The sequence below is a fragment of the Cardinium endosymbiont of Dermatophagoides farinae genome (assembly GCF_007559345.1).
GTDB lineage: Bacteria > Bacteroidota > Bacteroidia > Cytophagales > Amoebophilaceae > Cardinium.
The window spans coordinates 903871-922782 of the sequence record NZ_VMBH01000001.1; the positions used below are offsets into that span (position 1 = coordinate 903871).

General features: G+C 40.0%; 25 protein-coding genes and 5 pseudogenes. 2 read left to right on the plus strand and 28 right to left on the minus strand.

Features of this window, described 5'->3' with window-relative positions:
* Nucleotides 1-711: 711 nt before the first annotated feature.
* Nucleotides 712-2020 (plus strand): annotated as a pseudogene (locus tag FPG78_RS04250) (Npt1/Npt2 family nucleotide transporter).
* 286 nt (nucleotides 2021-2306) lie between these two features.
* On the opposite strand, the pseudogene mnmA reads toward FPG78_RS04250, so the two are convergent.
* Nucleotides 2307-3424 (minus strand): annotated as a pseudogene (mnmA, locus tag FPG78_RS04255) (tRNA 2-thiouridine(34) synthase MnmA).
* Nucleotides 3425-4405: 981 nt separating this feature from the next.
* On the opposite strand from mnmA, the gene FPG78_RS04260 reads away from it, so the two are divergent.
* Nucleotides 4406-4915, plus strand: coding sequence for a SpoIIE family protein phosphatase (locus tag FPG78_RS04260; protein WP_144086764.1), 510 nt, complete (start codon nucleotides 4406-4408; stop codon nucleotides 4913-4915).
* Nucleotides 4916-5080: 165 nt separating this feature from the next.
* Here FPG78_RS04260 and FPG78_RS08340 read toward each other — a convergent pair whose 3' ends face one another.
* The 27 genes and pseudogenes from FPG78_RS08340 to rplW all read right to left on the minus strand — a co-directional run bounded on the left by FPG78_RS08340 (nucleotide 5081) and on the right by rplW (nucleotide 18910).
* Nucleotides 5081-5365, minus strand: a complete 285-nt coding sequence (locus tag FPG78_RS08340; protein WP_144086765.1) for a PD-(D/E)XK nuclease domain-containing protein — start codon at nucleotides 5363-5365, stop codon at nucleotides 5081-5083.
* Nucleotides 5366-5678: 313 nt separating this feature from the next.
* A complete protein-coding gene (rplQ, locus tag FPG78_RS04270; RefSeq protein WP_144086766.1) occupies nucleotides 5679-6158 on the minus strand; it encodes a 50S ribosomal protein L17 in 480 nt (159 codons plus the stop codon).
* A 217-nt stretch (nucleotides 6159-6375) separates the two neighbouring features.
* Nucleotides 6376-7359, minus strand: coding sequence for a DNA-directed RNA polymerase subunit alpha (locus tag FPG78_RS04275; protein ID WP_144086767.1), 984 nt, complete (start codon nucleotides 7357-7359; stop codon nucleotides 6376-6378).
* A gap of 96 nt (nucleotides 7360-7455) precedes the next feature.
* Complete coding sequence (gene rpsD, locus FPG78_RS04280) at nucleotides 7456-8064, minus strand: 30S ribosomal protein S4 (RefSeq protein ID WP_144086768.1); 609 nt, start codon at nucleotides 8062-8064, stop codon at nucleotides 7456-7458.
* A 186-nt stretch (nucleotides 8065-8250) separates the two neighbouring features.
* Entirely contained in the window at nucleotides 8251-8643 is a 393-nt protein-coding gene (gene rpsK, locus FPG78_RS04285) for a 30S ribosomal protein S11 (RefSeq protein WP_144086769.1), read from the minus strand.
* A 59-nt stretch (nucleotides 8644-8702) separates the two neighbouring features.
* Nucleotides 8703-9080, minus strand: a complete 378-nt coding sequence (rpsM, locus tag FPG78_RS04290) for a 30S ribosomal protein S13 (RefSeq protein ID WP_144086770.1) — start codon at nucleotides 9078-9080, stop codon at nucleotides 8703-8705.
* 3 nt (nucleotides 9081-9083) lie between these two features.
* The gene (gene rpmJ / locus FPG78_RS04295) at nucleotides 9084-9200 is read right to left on the minus strand and encodes a 50S ribosomal protein L36 (RefSeq protein ID WP_014934282.1); all 117 of its coding nucleotides are present in this window, start codon (nucleotides 9198-9200) and stop codon (nucleotides 9084-9086) included.
* An 11-nt stretch (nucleotides 9201-9211) separates the two neighbouring features.
* A complete protein-coding gene (gene infA, locus FPG78_RS04300) occupies nucleotides 9212-9439 on the minus strand; it encodes a translation initiation factor IF-1 (RefSeq protein WP_114910315.1) in 228 nt (75 codons plus the stop codon).
* A gap of 273 nt (nucleotides 9440-9712) precedes the next feature.
* Nucleotides 9713-11002 (minus strand): preprotein translocase subunit SecY, encoded by a 1290-nt coding sequence (gene secY, locus FPG78_RS04305; protein ID WP_144086771.1) that lies wholly within the window; start codon nucleotides 11000-11002, stop codon nucleotides 9713-9715.
* Nucleotides 10995-11453 (minus strand): 50S ribosomal protein L15, encoded by a 459-nt coding sequence (gene rplO / locus FPG78_RS04310; RefSeq protein ID WP_144086772.1) that lies wholly within the window; start codon nucleotides 11451-11453, stop codon nucleotides 10995-10997. The genes secY and rplO overlap by 8 nt, the downstream gene beginning before the upstream one ends.
* Nucleotides 11454-11459: 6 nt before the next feature.
* Complete coding sequence (gene rpmD / locus FPG78_RS04315) at nucleotides 11460-11639, minus strand: 50S ribosomal protein L30 (RefSeq protein WP_144086773.1); 180 nt, start codon at nucleotides 11637-11639, stop codon at nucleotides 11460-11462.
* Between the two features lie 7 nt (nucleotides 11640-11646).
* Complete coding sequence (rpsE, locus tag FPG78_RS04320; protein ID WP_144086774.1) at nucleotides 11647-12162, minus strand: 30S ribosomal protein S5; 516 nt, start codon at nucleotides 12160-12162, stop codon at nucleotides 11647-11649.
* Between the two features lie 5 nt (nucleotides 12163-12167).
* Nucleotides 12168-12521: a 50S ribosomal protein L18 gene (gene rplR / locus FPG78_RS04325; RefSeq protein WP_144086775.1), complete on the minus strand. Its 354-nt coding sequence runs from the start codon at nucleotides 12519-12521 to the stop codon at nucleotides 12168-12170.
* Between the two features lie 107 nt (nucleotides 12522-12628).
* A pseudogene (gene rplF / locus FPG78_RS04330) lies at nucleotides 12629-13178 on the minus strand (50S ribosomal protein L6).
* Nucleotides 13179-13189: 11 nt separating this feature from the next.
* Nucleotides 13190-13588, minus strand: a complete 399-nt coding sequence (gene rpsH, locus FPG78_RS04335) for a 30S ribosomal protein S8 (protein ID WP_144086776.1) — start codon at nucleotides 13586-13588, stop codon at nucleotides 13190-13192.
* A 96-nt stretch (nucleotides 13589-13684) separates the two neighbouring features.
* Complete coding sequence (gene rpsN / locus FPG78_RS04340; protein WP_144086777.1) at nucleotides 13685-13954, minus strand: 30S ribosomal protein S14; 270 nt, start codon at nucleotides 13952-13954, stop codon at nucleotides 13685-13687.
* A gap of 11 nt (nucleotides 13955-13965) precedes the next feature.
* A pseudogene (gene rplE / locus FPG78_RS04345) lies at nucleotides 13966-14519 on the minus strand (50S ribosomal protein L5).
* Nucleotides 14512-14859: a 50S ribosomal protein L24 gene (rplX, locus tag FPG78_RS04350; RefSeq protein WP_144086778.1), complete on the minus strand. Its 348-nt coding sequence runs from the start codon at nucleotides 14857-14859 to the stop codon at nucleotides 14512-14514. The pseudogene rplE and the gene rplX overlap by 8 nt, the downstream one beginning before the upstream one ends.
* Nucleotides 14860-14862: 3 nt before the next feature.
* Nucleotides 14863-15231, minus strand: coding sequence for a 50S ribosomal protein L14 (gene rplN / locus FPG78_RS04355; protein WP_114910306.1), 369 nt, complete (start codon nucleotides 15229-15231; stop codon nucleotides 14863-14865).
* Nucleotides 15232-15233: 2 nt separating this feature from the next.
* Nucleotides 15234-15488, minus strand: a complete 255-nt coding sequence (gene rpsQ, locus FPG78_RS04360) for a 30S ribosomal protein S17 (protein WP_144086779.1) — start codon at nucleotides 15486-15488, stop codon at nucleotides 15234-15236.
* A 5-nt stretch (nucleotides 15489-15493) separates the two neighbouring features.
* On the minus strand, nucleotides 15494-15697 hold the full coding sequence (gene rpmC / locus FPG78_RS04365) for a 50S ribosomal protein L29 (protein WP_144086780.1): 204 nt from the start codon (nucleotides 15695-15697) through the stop codon (nucleotides 15494-15496).
* Nucleotides 15698-15907: 210 nt separating this feature from the next.
* Nucleotides 15908-16333, minus strand: a complete 426-nt coding sequence (rplP, locus tag FPG78_RS04370; RefSeq protein WP_144086781.1) for a 50S ribosomal protein L16 — start codon at nucleotides 16331-16333, stop codon at nucleotides 15908-15910.
* 30 nt (nucleotides 16334-16363) lie between these two features.
* Nucleotides 16364-17068 (minus strand): 30S ribosomal protein S3, encoded by a 705-nt coding sequence (rpsC, locus tag FPG78_RS04375; protein WP_144086782.1) that lies wholly within the window; start codon nucleotides 17066-17068, stop codon nucleotides 16364-16366.
* 27 nt (nucleotides 17069-17095) lie between these two features.
* Entirely contained in the window at nucleotides 17096-17482 is a 387-nt protein-coding gene (rplV, locus tag FPG78_RS04380) for a 50S ribosomal protein L22 (RefSeq protein WP_144086783.1), read from the minus strand.
* A gap of 8 nt (nucleotides 17483-17490) precedes the next feature.
* Nucleotides 17491-17756: pseudogene (gene rpsS, locus FPG78_RS04385) on the minus strand (30S ribosomal protein S19).
* The gene (rplB, locus tag FPG78_RS04390) at nucleotides 17756-18583 is read right to left on the minus strand and encodes a 50S ribosomal protein L2 (RefSeq protein ID WP_144086784.1); all 828 of its coding nucleotides are present in this window, start codon (nucleotides 18581-18583) and stop codon (nucleotides 17756-17758) included. Before rplB ends, rpsS begins: the two are co-directional and overlap by 1 nt.
* A gap of 39 nt (nucleotides 18584-18622) precedes the next feature.
* Nucleotides 18623-18910 (minus strand): 50S ribosomal protein L23, encoded by a 288-nt coding sequence (rplW, locus tag FPG78_RS04395; protein WP_144086785.1) that lies wholly within the window; start codon nucleotides 18908-18910, stop codon nucleotides 18623-18625.
* Nucleotides 18911-18912: the final 2 nt, after the last annotated feature.

Sequence of the window (18912 nt, forward strand, 5' to 3'; positions counted from 1 at the left end):
AAATTAAATTTATCTATTAAAATTTGACTTGCTAGAACAAGGTATTCAGTATCTGCTCCAATCAGTAGTAAAAAGGCGTTTATATCACATTTTTTCTTGATCACCAGGATGATTATGCCTACCACTTTTTGCTTGATCAAAAAGTGGGCAAAAAATCAAGCCCTGTGCAAAAAGTTGCTAAAAGCAGCGCTTAGAGCTAGAAAAACAGAACTCGCCCGCTATGCGGGCTCAGACATGCTGTTTTTCTAGCTCTAAGCGCTGCTTTCTAAACGTAACTTTTTACAATGGGCGTTTTTCTTTTTCTCGGGTATAACCTTTCCAGACAGCTGAATGGATAGCCTACTTAGTTAATAGGTATAAAGTTACACAAAAAAAACAAACCTTGCCTAGCTACTGATTGAGCGCACAGGCCCTCTTTTGAAACGCGATATGCTAAATGGCACACCACAAATAAAGACCTTCTGCAAAACCTCTTTCTAATGGCAATTTTGTGGTCTATGCTCCTCAAATACATTTAGTATGCTGCGGTGCTCGACTGCGCTTCTCCTAAAAACTGCTGATCACAAATAGGTTTTGAAAAAGGTCTTAGGCTTCGAAAGCGGACTACCATATGGCACATCTACAATTTTTTACTAAATTGCCACGGAAGCGCAGATTTTGATCTAAATCAACCACTATGACACAACAGACATCTTTATCCTGGTTTAAAAAGTGGTTACAGGTTATTTTTCCCATACAAAAGGGGAAAAGCAAAAAATATTCCTGCTGCTTTTTTTAAAATTTCTTATCTCTTTTGTTTATTGCATCTTAGCGGCACTTAAAGACACGGTTATCGTTACAGCGAACTGCTCTGCTGCTGAGGTTATTCCGATTGTAAAAGGTTCGGTCATCTTTCCCATCTCCATAGGTGTGGTAGTGTTGTACACCAAGCTAAACAATTGTTTAAAGCAGTCTACCCTTTTTTATAGCACCATTCTCTTTTTTTTAGGGTTATTCTTCTATATGGTTTTGTTTTGTATCCCAATTCGGGTAAGGTAAGTCCGCATGCGCTAGCAGATTGGCTAAGCATGCATTATATGGGGTGGTCGCATTGGATTGCGGTATTCCGCCATTGGATTCACGTATTATTTTTTGTAGTTGCAGAGCTTTGGGGCAAGTAGCACTTATGTTACTCTATTGGAGTTTTGTAAACAATGTTTGTAGGATGCAAGATGCGAAACGCTTCTATGCTATTTTAATTGCTGCGGGAGATGTAGCACTGATTATTACGGGACCACTGGTTTTGGCCTATACTAAAAAGTATAGCCATAGTGACTTTATATACACGGTACAAGCATTAATAGGATATGTGGCTTGCTGTTGCCTAGCGATTCTATTTACCTATTGGTTTACCAATCACACCCTACAGCCAGATGCGGCAAGCATGCAGCGCAACACCCCAACTAAAACCCTACGGTTATCCCTCTGGGAGAGCCTAAAACATGTAGCCGCTTCTGGGTATCTAGGCAATATAACCATTATGGTGGTTGCCTGCGGGCTCTCTATCAATATTGTAGAAGGGACTTGGAAAGCTTATCTCAAAGAAGCCTTTCCAAAAGCAGTAGCTTATCAAAGTTTTGTATCAGCGCTTAACTTTTGGACAGGGGTTATTGCCCTGATCATCTCGCTGTTCTTTAGTGGCGGTATGCTTAGAAAATTTGGGTGGAAAGCAACTGCACGCATCGCACCAGTCGTTATTGGAATTACCGGTAGCCTTTTCTTTTTAATGAGTTATAGTAAAACCAACGCACCTTGTTTAACCCATTGGATGGGGTCTAAACTGGTTCTATACTTAGTAATCTTTGGTGGCATCCACAATATAGCCGCCAAGTCTATAAAATATGCTTTTTTTGATAAAACCACCCAAATGGCTTATATCCCACTTGACCCAGAAACAAAAATCAAAGGCAAAGCTGCTGTAGACCTATTAGGTTCTCGCCTGGCAAAGCAGGCTCCTCTTGGATTCAAATTGGCTTACTAGAGTTGCTGCATACCAATAGCATTCAACCGATTTCTGGATATTACTGTTTTTCTTGCTTATAACCACTATTGCTTGGTACCGCGCCACTGGCAAGGTGGGTCAAGCATTAGATCAATTGGAAGCAAAAGCAGCCAAACAAACTTAGACCTTCTGGAAAACCTATTTCTAATGGCAATTTTGGTGTCGAAGCTTGTCTATGCTCCTCAAATACATTTAGTATGCTGCGGTGCTCGACTGCGCTTCTCCTAAAAACTGCTGATCACAAATAGGTTTTGAAGAAGGTCTCTTAAATAAAAGGGTTACTTTTTTTCAAAAGCCGCCACAATCCATCCCCTCCTATTACATCTTCTTCCTCATAAAAAACAGCGGCTTGGCCTGGTGTAATGGCATGGACACCGGTGCCAAAAAATACATGCATTTGATCACCTACTTGTTCAATGACGGCAGGGGTGCCTGGGTCGTTATACCTAACCTTTGTAACGGTATCTAACTTTTTTCCTTTTAGGTCTAGGTATTTAGATAAATTGAGTTGGTGTACATACATACCATCCCGGCGCAACTGATCAAAGGTACCCAATACAACCCGATTGGTTGCTTTCTCTATAGCAGTTACATAGACTGGATAGCCCAAGGCAATATGTAACCCTTTCCGTTGGCCAATGGTATAAAAGGGATAGCCTTCATGATGGCCTACTACGGTCCCATCTTCTAATATAAATTCTCCTCCCTTAACCCTTTCTTCTAATCCAGGGACTTGTCTTTTTAAGAAGCCACGGTAATCATTATCTGGAATAAAACAGATTTCGTATGACTCAGATTTATTCACCAAATCTGTAAAGCCACGTTCAGCAGCAAAGGTACGAATAAAAGATTTTGTAAATCCGCCCAGTGGCAGCAAGGTCCTACTCAGGCTTTCCTGCGAGACGCCCCATAGGGCATAGGATTGGTCTTTTTTAGGATCTAGCCCTTTGGATATAATATAACGCCCCCTTCTGCGCGTACCTTTGCATAATGCCCCGTTGCCAGGTAATCACAGCCCAACTGATTGGCACGTTGCAAGAGTGCATCCCATTTAATATGGGTATTACACAATACACATGGATTCGGCGTCCTACCTGCTAAATATTCAGCTTTAAAATGGTTAATAACATGGCCCCCAAATGCTTCCCTTATATCGACCACAATATGAGGGAAGCCCAATTCAACCGCCACATTCCTTGCATCATTGATCGCATCTAAGCTACAACACCCCGTCTCTTTTTTCTTACCACCACTACCCGCATAGCTCCATGTTTTCATCGTAATACCCACTACTTCATACCCTTCCTCATGCAGCATCACAGCCGCTACAGAACTATCTATGCCACCACTCATGGCTACCAATACACGCCCTTTTTTACGCATTTGAGTAAATTCTTAAAAGATATAAGACCTTCTGCAAAACCTATTTGTGATCAGCAGTTTTTAGGAGAAGCGCAGTCGAGCACCGCAGCATACTAAATGTATTTGAGGAGCATAGACAAGCTTCGATACCAAAATTGCCATTAGAAATAGGTTCTCCAGAAGGTCTATACACTAAATCTTTACCAAATATACTATAAAATTTTAGCGCGCATAGCGCCGGCTACTACGCAATAGGGTTAAAAGGGGGAGACAAAAGGTCTAGGATAATTTTTTTTGGTAAAGGATACATATTTTGCAGAATCCATTATTTATTGCTAGAATTGCAAATATACATAGTTATTATGTAAGCCTAGCCAACCTAGGTTAGGGTAGGCTTTGATATAGGCTCTGGCGCTTAGCCCACAGCCATTGAAATGTGATCTTTATGTTTCAAATACTTAACCGTGTATAGTAATACTAAACTAAATTTAAACACATTAATAATATCATATCTCATTTTTCACCTTCTTCACTTAAAAAGCTATTTGTTTATCCAATAGGATTAATCGTTACCTGGTTTTTCTATTTCAAGTTGTGAGTCTCCGCCTCAATCTCCGCTAGGTGATGTCAATACGGCCTCTATCAGGGATATAAACTTGAAAGGTATAAGCGTTAAAAGTATAGCTTGCAATGGTATTTCGTGCATAGCAAAATATGAACACTACTATATTGATTTCAAGCAATTCCGTAAAGACTATGAGATTACTAAAGAAGGGTCATTATATTTATATATGGGCAAGATGCTTGTTGTGTTACAACTAAAGGAAATACAGTTGTAGCTATTACCGCAGATGGTGTGGCTGGAGCTGGTATAGGTTCACGAGAATTTGCTAAGAAATTAGTCGGCCATATCGCATCATCCCCTTTTAAAAATCCAACAGAAATGCTTAATGATGTGTACAAAAAAATACCGAAAATATTCCCTAAAAATAGTCTGAAGGGATCTTCCACTGTTTTTGTATAATAGCTATTGACCCATCTCGTAAACTAAAATACAGGAATATAGGAGATTCCGCATTCATCATAGTTCGCAACAACGAGATTAAGCATGAATCCATAATAAACCCAAAAATGCCTAACGCACCCTACTGCTTATCTTTGTGTTTCGATCCAGGGCATCGGTCATGCCTTCATGATAGATCAGTAGACTCTACTTCCGGAGAATTTCAATTAGAACCAGGAGACGTTGTGATTTCATGTACAGATGGTGTATGGGATCAGTACCCTAACAAACAAGATCTTGTTGATGATATTCTACAGAATCTTAATGCACAAGAAGAAGATAATATTTTACAGAATCTTAAGAATCTTGAGGATTTTAATGCACAAGAAATAGCAAACTACATGCGAGAAAAAATAGCCGAAGTTCATAGAGGTCCAGGACCTGTCACAAAGGGTTCTAAAAAAGGTAACAAAGATGATGCATCTATAACTGTTATTATAATTAAATGATTTATCCGTATAGCGGGCTGAGCTGTTAATTTTCCAGCTGGAAAACCGGACATTCCATTAATATTACTCCTAAGAAACTGCAGTCAAATGCAGTTTCTTTTTTAGGTATAACCGACATCTGTGGGTGGGAGCTGAATGGATACAAATCTTTACTGCTGTGCGTTGCTATCCTACTTCTTGAAAATAACCAACCGCATCAACGGTAAAATGCTTACGTGGCATCACTTGAAAGATATGTTCCTTATTGCGTTGATGTACTTCAATAGCTTCCTCTGTAATATTGAGTCTTATAGGATCATATTTTAAACCTATAAGCACTTTCTTATGGCATAAATCATACTGAATGCTATAATCTTTGCTATGTATTTGCTCCAGCGCTTCTAAAGCTGGTTTGTCTACTTTTAACTCAAATACATAAGACCTTCTGCAAAACCTATTTCTAATGGCAATTTTGGTGTCGAAGCTTGTCTACGCTCCTCAAATACATTTAGTATTCTGCGGTGCTCGACTGCGCTTCTCCTAAAAACTGCTGATCACAAATAGGTTTTGAAGAAGGTCTATTGATTTTGTATATCACTCTCCGTAATTTATAGCATATTTTTAGATTTTCCATCTTACTTCCTCGAGGCAAGTAGAATTGAAAAAAGTCTTTTAATAAGCAGCACTTACCTGGCTCGGTAGTGCCACGGTAGGAAGGGAAAACGCTTGATTTGCCCCTTGCCTTTGGATCAAGAGGCAAATAAGATAAGATAAAGTAAAAGCGCTATGCTTTATCAGCAACGGTTTCAACAGCTGTTTCAGCTGCTTCTTCTACAGGAGTAGTGGCACTTTTTCTCCTCCTTCGTCGTGTTGTTTTAACGGCTTTAGCTTCTTTTGTATACATGTCATTGTAATCAACCAATTCAATCATACACATAGCTGCATTATCGCCAGCACGATTGGCCAACTTAATGATGCGCGTATAGCCACCTGGACGCTGCTCAATCTTTTCAGCAATATGATTAAAGAGTTCTTTTACAGGCTCTTTGTCTTGAAAATGCGAAAAAACCATTCTTCTAGAATGGGTAGTATCCTGCTTTGCTCTGGTAAGAATAGGCTCAATAAATGAACGCAACACCTTTCCCTTAGCCAGGGTGGTAACAATACGCTTATGCATAATGAGCGACTTAGATAAATTCATAAGCAATGCCCTCCTATGACCTGCCGGCCTGCCGATCCGATTAACTTTGTTTCTATGCCTCATTGGTTTGTCCTAATACGACCTTAAATTTACTAGACTTTACTACAAAACGCGCTTATGCTCTGGAATTTGTAGGAGATACGGAGCGCAAAACCGCAGCGTACTAGGTGTACGTGAGGATTTAAACACTGGATCGGATCTCCTGGATCATCGTGCAAATTACCAGCAAAAGTTAGCGTTTAGCAGGAAGCCTACTCTATAACTTAACTTTAAATAAAACCTACCCATCTAACTTATAGCCAGAGAGATCCATACCAATTTTTAAATTCTTTTCTGCTAAAAGTTGATCGATCTCATCACGTGACTTCCGGCCAAAGTTTCTAAACTTCATGTTGTCAAAATCCTTGACCGTTACCAAGTCTTCTAAGGTCTCGATGCCTGCGGATTTCAGACAATTTAACACGCGAGAAGAACACTTCAACTCAGTAATATGGGTTTTAAGATTTCTTTGCATGGCTACCGTTTCTTCATCTAAGATCTGAACGATTTCATCATCTGGTGATTGTGGAACAATCTCCTGACCAGATAACAAATTCAGATGCTGAATCATTAACTTAGCCGCTTGCCTAATGCTTTCCTCTGGACTTATAGAACCATCCGTTTTTACTTCAAAGGTCAATTGCTCATAATCTGTACGCTGCTCCACACGCATGTTCTCTACACGGTATTGAACGCTTACAATAGGAGAAAAAATGGCATCAATAGAGATAAGACCTAAAACTGGATCTTTAGGTTTATTATCCTCAGCTGAAAGATACCCCCTATGCTTGACTATATGGAGCTCTATATCAAAACTGGCCGATGCATCAAGCCTACAAATTAACAAATCTGGATTTAAAACCTCAAAAAAAGGAGTGGCTTTAGCAATGTCACCTGCACGAAACTCAGATTTATTAACCCGAACCGAAACAACAGCATCACCGCCTTCTGCAATCTTCTTTAAACGAACTTGTTTAAGATTTAAAATAATCTCTACCAGATCTTCTTGTACCCCTTCAATGGTAGAAAACTCATGACGGATGCCAGGAATCTTAATGGAAACAATAGCATACCCCTCCAGGGAAGATAACAATACCCGCCTAAGGGTATTACCAATCGTAGTGCCATACCCCTTTTCAAGTGGACGAAAACTAAAAATGCCACGTACGGGATCAACCTTCTCCACAAATATCTTTTCGGGCATTTGAAATGCTAATGACGACATATAGAATTTATATTTTATTTAAAAAGTCTAATAGACCGCTTTCAAAACTGAATGGCCAGTGGCAACTAGGTCTTGAAAAAAGCCTATATAGAAGCACTATTTAGAATGGAGCTCAACAATGCTTCGTTCATTAATTTCTTCTGGTATTTCAGAACGCTGTGGAAAAGCAAGAAATTTTCCTACCATCAATGATGGATCCCACTCCAACCAACTATATTTATTAGATGGATTAGTTGCTACGTTATGAACAATCAAAGCCATTTTTTGTGCTTTCTTTGCGATGCCGATTATTTCCCCAGGCCTTAAAGTATAAGAAGGAATATCCACTATTCCTCCATTCACTGTAATGTGCCCATGGGATACCATTTGCCTTGCTTCGCCGCGTGTAGTAGCAATGCCTAGCCTATAAACGGTATTGTCTAAACGTGCCTCTAGCCGCTGAAGGATTACTTCACCGGTAATGCCTTTCGCTTTAGCAGCTTTTTCACAAAGGTTCTTAAACTGACGCTGCAGTAAACCATAGGTATATTTTGCTTTTTGCTGCTCTACCAATTGAAGCCCAAACTGGGAACGCCTTTTACGCCTTTTACCATGCTGCCCCGGTGGGTAATTTTTTTTCTGCAACACCTTATTAACAGACGAACCAAATATGGAACTATTATATCTTCTTGCAACTTTTGCTTTTGGACCACGATATCTTGCCATAGATTATTTTCTTCTCTAACTTAAAAATAAGTAACCTTAAGCCTCTTTCGAAACTCGATTGCTAAATGGCAATTTTGGTATCAAAGCTGGTCTTTGCTCCTCAAATACAGCTAAGTATGCTGCGGTGCTCGACTGCGCTTCTCCTAAAAATTGCTGATCACAAACCGCTTTCGACAGCGGCTTATTTTATGGGCGCCTACGCTTAGGTGGCCTACAACCATTATGCGGGAGAGGCGTAACATCTTTAATCGACATTACTTCTATAGAATGCTCTTGAAGGGTGCGAATGGCTGATTCACGACCAATCCCTAGCCCCTTTACAAATACATTTACCCGTCGTAAACCCAACTCATGGGCAGCTTTTGCACAGTCGGCCGATGCCATCTGAGCAGCATATGGAGTGTTTTTTTTAGATCCCTTAAAACCCATCTTACCGGAAGAAGACCAAGCAATCACCTGACCAACCTCATTTGTAATCGAAATAATAAGATTATTAAAAGTAGCTTGAATATGGACCTGCCCCTCTTTACCAACCTTTACAACCCTTTTTTTAACTTTACTTTTTCCCGTATTTTTCATAGTAATTTTCTATAAACTTCCTTTAATAAGAAAGGAAAAGCATGCACTGAAAGGAAACCTTATTTAATAGCCTTCTTCTTATTGGCAATGGTTTTAGGCTTTCCTTTACGCGTTCTGGCATTGGTTTTGGTCCGCTGACCACGAACAGGTAACCCCATTTGATGTCTATGGCCTCTATAACACTTAATCTCAACCAACCGCTTAATATTCAAACGAATCTCTGATTTTAAGTCTCCTTCTATTTTATATACACCACGAATGGCCGTTCTGATGGATTTTAATTCATCATCTGTCCAAGTAGATACCCGACGGTCTTTGTCCATCTGAACCGATTCAAGAATTTTATTTGCAGAACTTCTGCCAATTCCATATATATATGTAAGCGCAATCTCTCCTCGCTTGTTATCTGGAATGTCTACACCTAATACCCTAGCCATATTCTACCCTTGTCTTTGTTTAAATTTAGGCTGCTTCTTATTGATTACATACAATACACCTTTACGGCGTACAATCTTGCAATCCACACTTCTTTTTCTAACAGATGTTTTAACTTTCATAATTCGTCTACCTATTCGGTTGTTTTGTATCTGTGCACAATCCTGGCTTGCGTTAAATCATACGGGGTTAATTCCATTCTAACGGAATCGCCAGGAAGAATCCTAATATAGTTTTTACGCATCTTCCCAGAAATATGCGCCCTAACGATATGACCATTTTTAAGCGCAACCTTGAACACTGCATTTGGCAATGCTTCTTGTACTATTCCACCTTGTTCAATAGGAGGTATCTTAGCCATACTATTTTTTCTAATCTTGCTTTATCTTTGCTTATCTACGCTTTTCTATTTTGCCTAGCACCGTGGCTACACTACTCAAAAGCCAAGGACAACGCCCCTTGTAACAATCTGTTTTTAGCCGTTCGGGGGTAATATACTAAATTATTGCGAACATTAATAACCTCCTTTCGAAACGCTAACTTCTGCTGGTAATTTTCAGACCGTTTCTCCTACAAATTCTGCACTATAAGCGCATTTCAATTAGAAGGCTAAGTATTCAACATACTATAATTACTACGCCCTAACTCCTTTGTTAATAATTACTTCATACCGACGCATTAACAGGTAACTTTCAATTTGTTGAATCGTTTCCAACATGGAACTGACCATAATTAACAAAGAAGTGCCTCCGTAGAATCTAGAAAAAGGTAAACTTAAACCAGCCATACAGGCGAAAGCAGGCAAAATAGCAATTATGGCCAAAAAAACAGCACCTGGAAGAGTAATCCGATCCAAGACACCATCTAAAAAACGAGCGGTTGCATTGCCAGAGGTTACACCAGGAATAAAGCTACCGGCACGCTTCATATCTTCTGCTATTTGAACAGGGTTGACTGTAATAGCAGTATAAAAAAATGTAAAAACAATAATGAAAAAGGCAAACAAAAGGTTAAATAGCCAACTAGTGATATCTTGCAACATGCCACTGATATGGGCCAAACAAACAAACTTATCTTTCCATAAACCCAATAAAAATGAAACAGCAACAATCAAAAGATTGGCAAATATAATGGGCATTACACCTGCACTATTGAGCTTAAAAGGTATATATTGACGCTGGCCTCCATATATAGTACTGGTACTCAATTGCTTTGCATATTGAATGGGAACCTTACGTGTGGCTTGTGTAAAGGCAACTAGGGTCAGGACAATTAAAAACAAGACGAATAGTTCAAGTACAAATAAAAACATAGACCTACTGCCACGGTAGACTGCTTCTTGGTATAAAGCAGAGGGAAAAGAAGATACGATACCAACCATCATTAACATGGTTACGCCATTGCCAATGCCTTTGTCTGTAATTTTTTCTCCTAGCCACATGCAAAATAGGGCGCCTGCGGTTAAAATAATAATAGAAATAAAAATAAAAAAGGTGCGACTGATAGACACATTGCCGCTGCCTGTAGCAATGAACAAATATTGAAAAGACTGAAATATAGCAATAAAAATAGTAAGGATGCGGGAAATTTGGGCGATTTTACGTTTGCCCATCTCTCCTTCACGTTGTATCTTTTGAATTTTTGGCCAAGCAATGGACAAAAGCTGCATAATGATAGAGGCGGAAATATAGGGGGTAACACCAACTGAAAAAACAGAAACTTGGCTCAGCGAACCGCCTAGAAAACTATCAAGTAAGCCAAAGACGCGTTTTGCACTGCCAGAAATTTGTGTTACATCTATACCGGGCAAAACAATAATGCTACCTATTCGGAAAATTGCCAAAAAGAACAAAGTATTCCTTATACGGATACTAAGCTCCTTGATCAAAAATATATCCTTAATAACCTTAAATAATTTATTCATAAATAGGCAATATAGTAACTGCTCCGCCAAGATCTTGAATAGCTTGTAAAGCAGCAGCTGAACAACGATGGGCAGCAACAGAAAGCTTAAAGGTTAATGCGCCACCTCCTAATATTTTGTACTTTTCATGCTTGCCAATGATGCTATGCTTTCTCAAAAAGAGATGATCTATACAAGGGACTTGATACTTCTCGGCCAATACTTGTAAGGTAGAAAGATTTAAAGGTGTAAACTCAATGCGACTAGGACATTTAAATCCATACATGGGAATACGCCTCTGCAATGGCTGCTGCCCGCCTTCAAAGCCAATTTTTCTTTTATAACCAGATCTAGACTGGGCACCATTATGACCACGGGTAGCAGTGCCTCCTTTACCAGAACCTTGACCTCTACCTACACGCTTTTTATGCTTTAAAGCGCCTACTGCTGGTTTAAGTGTATGTAATTCCATAAGCAATTATATCTTTTCTGTAACCACTAAATGGTTAACTTTTGCTACCATACCCAATATTTGAGGCGTAGCTGCAACGACAACAGGCTTGTTGATGCGACCCAACCCAAGTGCTTTAATGGTAGCTTTTTGGGATTTAGGACGCCTGATTAAACTGCGTACCTGAGTAATTTTAATTTTTTCCATAAGAACCTTATCCATTAAAGACTTTATCTAAGGAGATGCCACGCTGTTTGGCAATGGTCAAGGGATCACGCAATTGCAATAGGGCTTTAAAGGTTGCCTTGACTACATTATGCGGGTTAGAAGAACCTTGAGACTTAGACAAAACATTTTTCACGCCTACACTTTCTAAAACAATGCGCACACCGCCACCGGCAATGACACCGGTACCAGAGGCTGCTGGCTTAATCAGCACATGCCCACCACCATACTTACCAACTGCACCATGCGGAATGGTGTCACGTAAAATAGGCACTTTGATGAGGTTTCGCTTGGCTTCTTCTACTCCTTTTGCAATCGCATCTGTTAACTCTTTTGCCTTGCCAAGTCCATAGCCTACCACACCATCTCCATTGCCCACTACTACCACCGCAGCGGAACTAAACCTACGCCCACCCTCGACTACCTTGGTAACACGCTTAATGGCTACTACCCTCTCTTCAAGATTATAGTCACTGGCTTTGAGTTTTCTACCACGTAATATCATTTTAACTAAAATTTAAGACCTTTTACCCGAGCACCTTCAGCCAACGCTTTGACCTTACCATGGTAAATATAGCCAGAACGATCAAATACAATGGCTGTAATACCTTTAGCTAGCGCTTGCTCAGCAATAGCTTCTCCTAACGCCAATGCTCCAGCAACATTATTTTTACCAATCTTTAACTTATACAGAGAAGTAGAGAGTAGCGTTTCTCCTTTATCATCATTAATAAGCTGTACATACATAGAAGTATTGCTCTTAAAAAGAGAGAGACGGGGCTGCTCTAGTGTCCCATGCAAACGCCTTCTAATCCTTTTTCTAACTTTAAGCCTTCTTTCTACTTTTTTATCCTTTACTTTCATCTTTTCTACTGGATACTAAATAGTTCAAATATACATTAGACCTTTTTTGAAACCTATTTGTAATGCGCAATGACACCAAAATTGCCATTTAGCAATAGATTTGCAATCTATTTCTTAGTAGACTTACCCACCTTACGTCGCACCTGCTCACCCAAGAATCTAACACCTTTGCCTTTGTAAGGCTCTACTTTTCTCAAGGAACGAATTTTAGCAGCCATCTGACCAAGGAGTTGCTTGTCGATGCATTCCAAGTGCACCAGTGGACTTTTTCCTTTAGGCAGTTCAGCCGTAACAGTTATTTCTTCTGGCAAAACCAAAACAATATCATGAGAATAACCTAAACTTAGCTCTAACAAGTTGCCTTGAACATTGGCTTTGTAACCAACCCCACTAACTCTAAGGTGCACTTAAACCCAACACTAACGCCTACCACCATATTTTGAATCAAAGCCCTATATAGGCCATAAAGGGCCTTAGACTTTTTAGCATCTAACGGTACAACCTTAACCAATCCCTCGGAAACTTCAACCATAATGGTTGGATCAACTTGCTGTTGCAAGACACCCTTAGCCCTTTAACTTGTATGATTCCTCCATCTACCACGGATACTACAACGCCTGGTGGCACATTAATGGGCTGCTTCCCTATCCTTGACATTTTTCCTAATTTTAGTAAACATAACAAAGTACTTCACCACCAACATGGGCTTTTCGCGCTTCTTTATCGGTCATAATGCCCTTGGAGGTAGACAATATGGCAATACCCAATCCATTAATAACACTGGGCATAGCAGCAACCGTGGCATATTTACGCAAGCCTGGTTTGCTTACACGCGTTAACTTTACAATAGCTGATTGCTTTGTAAAAGTATCATACTTGAGGGCAATTTTAATAATGGGCTGGACGCCATTTGGCACCACCTTATAGCCGCAAATGTATCCTTTTTCTTGTAATACTTCTGTAAGCTTCGTCTTTGTTTTTGAAGCGGGAATTTCTACAATGCTATGTTTGGCATGAATAGCATTCCTGATCCTAGTAAGATAATCAGCTATTGGATCTGTAGTCATAGTAATTATATATATATTAACGAAATCATAAAAAGATATATAATATCTTTCAAAACTCGATTGCTAAATGGCAATTTTGGTGTCATAGTAAGATGCCTACCAACTTGCTTTTTGTATACCTGGTAGCTTCCCCTCTAAAGCCCATTTTCTAAAGACCAATCGGGAGACGCCAAATTTTCTAATATAGCCACGGGCCCTGCCGGTTATATTACACCTGTTGCGCAACCTAACAGGAGAAGCATTTTTAGGAAGCTTATCGAGTGCCATATAGTTTCCCTGTTCTTTTAACGCAGCTCTTTTGGCAGCATATTTTGCTACCAAGTTCCTTCTTTTCCTATCTCTTGCTTTGACGGATTCTTTTGCCATAACTTTTTAAATTAATCTTGCTCGACATTAAAGGGCATGCCTAAAGCTTTCAAGAGCTGAAATGCAACTTCATTGTTCCAGCAGTTGTAACAAAAGTTATATTCATACCATTGATCTTAATCACTTTATCAATGCTAATTTCTGGGAATATGATTTGTTCCTGAATGCCAATATTGTAGTTACCTTTCCCATCGAACCCAGTGGTGCGTAAGCCCCAAAAATTTCTAATCCTGGGCAATGCAATAGATATCAGTCGATCGAGAAATTCATACATAAGGCGCCCACGTAAAGTAACCTTTACACCAATAGGCATACCAAGCCTCAGCTTAAAGTTAGAAACTGATTTTTTTGCACGGGTAGCTACTGCACACTGGCCAGTAATAGCGGTTAACTCTTCTAACCCAAGCTGGATAAGCTTTTTATTGGATACGCCATCACCTAATCCTTGATTGATACATATCTTATGTAATCTAGGGACTTGCATAGGAGATGCATACCCAAATAGCGCTTTAAGGGAGGGAATAACTTCCGAAAAATACTTTTCTTGTAATCTAGGCTTAAACATTTTTTATAAAATTTCCTGTTTTTTTAGCATACCGCTGGAGCGAACCGGCTTCATTGTGCTTTCTGCCCACACGAGTAGGCTGGCCACTTGCCGGATCTATTAACATGAGATTGCTGATATGGATAGGCGATGGCTGTCTCTGGATCATTCCTTTAGGATGCTCCGCAGAAGGCTTTAAATGTCTAGCTACTAGGTTCATACCCTCTACAACTGCACGATATGTTTTAGGAAATACTTTTAAAACAGCACCTTCTTCATTTTTATGCTTCCCTGTTAAAATTTTTACACGATCTCCTCTTCGAATGTGAATCTTGAGGTTCTTTTTTATTGTTGTCTTCATGCTTTATAGTACTTCATCAGCTAAAGAGGCGATTTTCATAAATTTCTTATCTCGAACCTCACGCGCAACTGGCCCAAAAACACCTGTTCCTTTAGGCTCATTGTTGTTTTCAATTAAAACAATAGCATTGTCTTCAAAACGAATGTAAGACCCATCTTTGCGCCTTACCTCCTTTCGGGTACGAACGACGACAGCTTTAGAAATGGTGCCCTTTTTAAGGGTACTAGAAGGGTTAGCTGTCTTTACGGTTACTACAATTTTATCACCCACATGGGCATAGCGCCTGCGCGTTCCACCCAAAACGCGAATGCAAAGGGCTGTTTTTGCGCCACTATTATCGGCTACTTTTAGTATTGATTCCTGTTGTATCATGGTTATTTAGCTCTTTCTATGATTTCAACCAGCCTCCATCGCTTTTTTTTACTTAAAGGACGTGTTTCCATAATGCGCACCAGGTCACCAATACTGCAACTATTTTCTTGGTCATGTGCCATAAACTTGGTGGCTTTTTTGACAAACTTACCATATATAGGATGGATGGCCTTCGTATCCATGACAACGGTTATGGTCTTATGGGACTTATTACTGGTGACCCTCCCTACTTTTTCTTTTCTTCTATTTCTCAGCATGGTAATTACAATTCTAACGGTTGCCGCCGCAATCTATTCTGAGCTGTTTTTAGTCTTGCAATGCATTTTCTTGCCCTCCTAATCTTCATCGGATTCTCAATCGGAGAAACCGAATGGGCAAATCTTAACTTTACTAAATAATCCAACTCTTGCTTTAACTTATCGTTGCATTCTTCAGAAGAAAGTAACTGAATTTCTCTATATTTCATTTTAACACCTTGTTAGACTTCTTTGAAAACGCTACCTTCTACTGGTAATTTGCTTATCGATCCGGTGCTCAAATCCTCACGTACATCTAGTACGCTCCGGTTTTCCGCTCCGTGTCTCCTACAAATTCCTCAGCACAAGCGCATTTCGAAAGAAGTCTATTGAATATCCACCTAACTTAACCACCCTACACTTCATACGACCCATGCAATCTATAGGGCTACATGATAATCCCTCCGGACAACAAAATTTGCCTTAATGGGTAACTTATGCATGGCAAGACGCATGGCACGCTCTGCTACTTCCCTAGAAACCCCATCTAACTCAAAAAGAATTCTACCAGGTTTAACAACCGCTACAAAAGAATCTGGAGCACCTTTACCTTTACCCATCCTTACCTCAGCTGGCTTTTTGGTTAAAGACTTATCTGGAAAGATTCTATTCCAAACTTGCCCTTGCCGTTTCATCTCTCTTGTAATGGCAATACGCATCGCCTCAATCTGCCGAGCAGTAATATAGGAAGGTTCCAATGCCTTCAGCCCAAAGGTACCAAATTCTAATGAATTTCCCTTCATAGATAAGCCCTTTATTCTACCCTTCTGCGTTTTTCTGTAACGTACTCGTTTTGGTTGTAACATTTTAGTTTATTCAATATAATGGGCATCTAGCTATTTCCGCTCCCTAGAGGAGGCCATAGCTTTCTCTCCTATTCTACTTGATTTGGCTGCTGAACGTTGGGCATGGTGGAATACTACATCACCCCTGGAAATCCAAACTTTAACACCTATTCTACCATAAATGGTATGGGCTTCAACAGCAGTATAATCTATATCATTACGAAGCGTATGGAGTGGAACAGAGCCTTCTTTAAATTCATCTGACCTGGCCATTTCAGCGCCATCTAATCTTCCGGAAATCTTCACCTTAACGCCTTGTGCACCGGAACGGATGACTGCAGCTACCGCTTGCTTTACCACGCGCTTATAAGGCATACGCCCTCTAATCTGTTGTGCAATTTGCAAGGCAACCAACCTAGCTTCTAAATCTGGTTTTTTTATCTCAACAATATTGAGCTCAACTTCTTTTTTAGTAAGCTTTTTTAGCTCTTCTTTTACTTTATCAACCTCTGTACCCGACTTGCCAATCACAATGCCTGGACGAGCGGTCCGAATGGTAACGGTAATTTTTTTTCCCGCACGCTCTATAAGTACTCTAGCAACACTAGCTTTAGCCATTCGGGCATCTAGATAGGCACGTATTTTTTCATCCTCCATTAATTTTTCCGCATAGGAGGCTTTTGATGCAAACCAACTGGAATCTGGCTTTCGGATGAACCCAACTCTAAAGCCGACGGGATTAACTTTTTGACCCATTGTAGTATTTTTTCGTCTATAGTGTGGTTACGTTGTTGTATCTGAGGCGACCTCATGGGGTAGCGTAGCAAAATGTTCTATGCTATCTACCACAATAACAACATGACTAGATCTTTTTCTAATTCTGTGCGCCACACCTCTTGGTGCAGGCATAATTCTTTTGAACATACCTGCTCTATCTACCGTTATGCTTTTTATAAAAATCAACGCCTCTTCCAAATCAATTCCATAATGATTTTGCCAATTTGAAATAGCAGAAAGTAGGAGTTTTTTAAGCTGAACAGCAGCTTGCTGTGGCTTACTCTCTAAAATAGCCAATGACCTAACTACGTTTTTACCTCTAATAAGGGCTGCTAAGCGTCCAATCTTACGCGCAGATATAGGCAGTTTTCTTAACTTTGCGGTTGCCTCCATAGTTCAAATTATCTTTTTTTAGACGTATGGCCTTTAAAATTTTTTGTTAAGGCAAACTCACCGACCTTATGGCTTACCATGGACTCTGTAATAAAAACGGGAATAAATTTATGACCATTGTGTACCGCAAGGGTATGGCTACAAAATCTGGTGTAATGGTTGACCGCCTAGACCAGGTTTTGACTACCGTTTTTTTACCACTTTGATTCAGCATATCTATTTTTTGTTGTAGATGATGTGCCACATAGGGTCCCTTTTTTATAGATCTACCCATTATTTTTTCTTTTTACTAATGATCAGTCTAGCAGAATATTTATTGCGATTTCGGGTCTTTTTACCTTTTGTATACAACCCTTTAGCAGACCTAGGATGTCCTCCAGAAGCTTTTCCTTCTCCTCCACCCATTGGGTGATCGACAGGGTTCATTACAACGGCTCGGACACGTGGTCGCTTGCCTAGCCAACGGCTTCTGCCTGCTTTAGCAATGGTAACATTATCATGATCACTATTGGAAACAGATCCAATAGTAGCCATACAGTGGCTTAATACCAAACGCCTTTCACCAGAGGGCAACTTAATGGTCACATACTTGCCACTTTTAGAAAGCAGCTGCGCATAAGACCCAGCACTTCTGGCCAATGCAGCGCCACGCCCAGGGGCCAGCTCAATATTATGGATAATGGTTCCGAGTGGAATATCTTTCATCTCCATAGCATTACCTAAGTCTATTGGTGCATCTGAACCCGCTACAACTTTGGACCCAACTTTAATGCCTTCCGGAGCTATAATATAACTCTTTTCACCATCTACATAATGCAATAGCGCAATGTATGCCGTACGCATGGGATCATACTCAATAGAACGGACAAATGCAGGAATACCCAATTTCTTTCTTTTGAAATCAATAAGACGGGCACGCCGCTTATGTCCACCTCCTCTATGCGGAACAGTTATTCTACCTCGATTATTCCGACCACTTGTACGCTTGGTCTTCACTAAGAGTGACTTTTCCGGTTTGCGCGCAGTGATAACGGTAGAAAAATCTGGCGCTATCCTAAAACGCTGACCGGGAGTGGTTGGATTAAGTTTCTTTAATGGCATAACTAGATCAACTAACAGCTATAAATTCAATATAAAAGGCTAGAAATTACTGTAAAAATCTATAATATCTCCTGCCTTAAGGGTTACAAGAACTTTCTTATAAGAAGGCTTTTTCCCTTTCATCACGTGGGATTTGGTATGCCGCGTAACGGATTTACCAGCATAACGCATGGTATTAATTTTATCCACTGTAACGCCATAAAAGCGTTCAATTTCTTTTCGTATCTGCTGCTTACCAGCACGGTTATCCACAATTAGACCATATACACCATACTTATTCAGTGCGGATACTTTTTCGGTTACCAGCGGTTTTTTTAAGATACTCATCT

Coding starts and splice junctions, on each gene's coding strand:
- rplQ (WP_144086766.1), bottom strand. CDS start 6,158: ATGAGGCATAGAAACAAAGTTAATCGGATCGGCAGGCCGGCAGGTCAT.
- FPG78_RS04275 (WP_144086767.1), bottom strand. CDS start 7,359: ATGTCGTCATTAGCATTTCAAATGCCCGAAAAGATATTTGTGGAGAAG.
- rpsD (WP_144086768.1), bottom strand. CDS start 8,064: ATGGCAAGATATCGTGGTCCAAAAGCAAAAGTTGCAAGAAGATATAAT.
- rpsK (WP_144086769.1), bottom strand. CDS start 8,643: ATGAAAAATACGGGAAAAAGTAAAGTTAAAAAAAGGGTTGTAAAGGTT.
- rpsM (WP_144086770.1), bottom strand. CDS start 9,080: ATGGCTAGGGTATTAGGTGTAGACATTCCAGATAACAAGCGAGGAGAG.
- rpmJ (WP_014934282.1), bottom strand. CDS start 9,200: ATGAAAGTTAAAACATCTGTTAGAAAAAGAAGTGTGGATTGCAAGATT.
- infA (WP_114910315.1), bottom strand. CDS start 9,439: ATGGCTAAGATACCTCCTATTGAACAAGGTGGAATAGTACAAGAAGCA.
- secY (WP_144086771.1), bottom strand. CDS start 11,002: ATGAATAAATTATTTAAGGTTATTAAGGATATATTTTTGATCAAGGAG.
- rplO (WP_144086772.1), bottom strand. CDS start 11,453: ATGGAATTACATACACTTAAACCAGCAGTAGGCGCTTTAAAGCATAAA.
- rpmD (WP_144086773.1), bottom strand. CDS start 11,639: ATGGAAAAAATTAAAATTACTCAGGTACGCAGTTTAATCAGGCGTCCT.
- rpsE (WP_144086774.1), bottom strand. CDS start 12,162: ATGATATTACGTGGTAGAAAACTCAAAGCCAGTGACTATAATCTTGAA.
- rplR (WP_144086775.1), bottom strand. CDS start 12,521: ATGAAAGTAAAGGATAAAAAAGTAGAAAGAAGGCTTAAAGTTAGAAAA.
- rpsH (WP_144086776.1), bottom strand. CDS start 13,588: ATGACTACAGATCCAATAGCTGATTATCTTACTAGGATCAGGAATGCT.
- rpsN (WP_144086777.1), bottom strand. CDS start 13,954: ATGGCAAAAGAATCCGTCAAAGCAAGAGATAGGAAAAGAAGGAACTTG.
- rplX (WP_144086778.1), bottom strand. CDS start 14,859: ATGAAGACAACAATAAAAAAGAACCTCAAGATTCACATTCGAAGAGGA.
- rplN (WP_114910306.1), bottom strand. CDS start 15,231: ATGATACAACAGGAATCAATACTAAAAGTAGCCGATAATAGTGGCGCA.
- rpsQ (WP_144086779.1), bottom strand. CDS start 15,488: ATGCTGAGAAATAGAAGAAAAGAAAAAGTAGGGAGGGTCACCAGTAAT.
- rpmC (WP_144086780.1), bottom strand. CDS start 15,697: ATGAAATATAGAGAAATTCAGTTACTTTCTTCTGAAGAATGCAACGAT.
- rplP (WP_144086781.1), bottom strand. CDS start 16,333: ATGTTACAACCAAAACGAGTACGTTACAGAAAAACGCAGAAGGGTAGA.
- rpsC (WP_144086782.1), bottom strand. CDS start 17,068: ATGGGTCAAAAAGTTAATCCCGTCGGCTTTAGAGTTGGGTTCATCCGA.
- rplV (WP_144086783.1), bottom strand. CDS start 17,482: ATGGAGGCAACCGCAAAGTTAAGAAAACTGCCTATATCTGCGCGTAAG.
- rplB (WP_144086784.1), bottom strand. CDS start 18,583: ATGCCATTAAAGAAACTTAATCCAACCACTCCCGGTCAGCGTTTTAGG.
- rplW (WP_144086785.1), bottom strand. CDS start 18,910: ATGAGTATCTTAAAAAAACCGCTGGTAACCGAAAAAGTATCCGCACTG.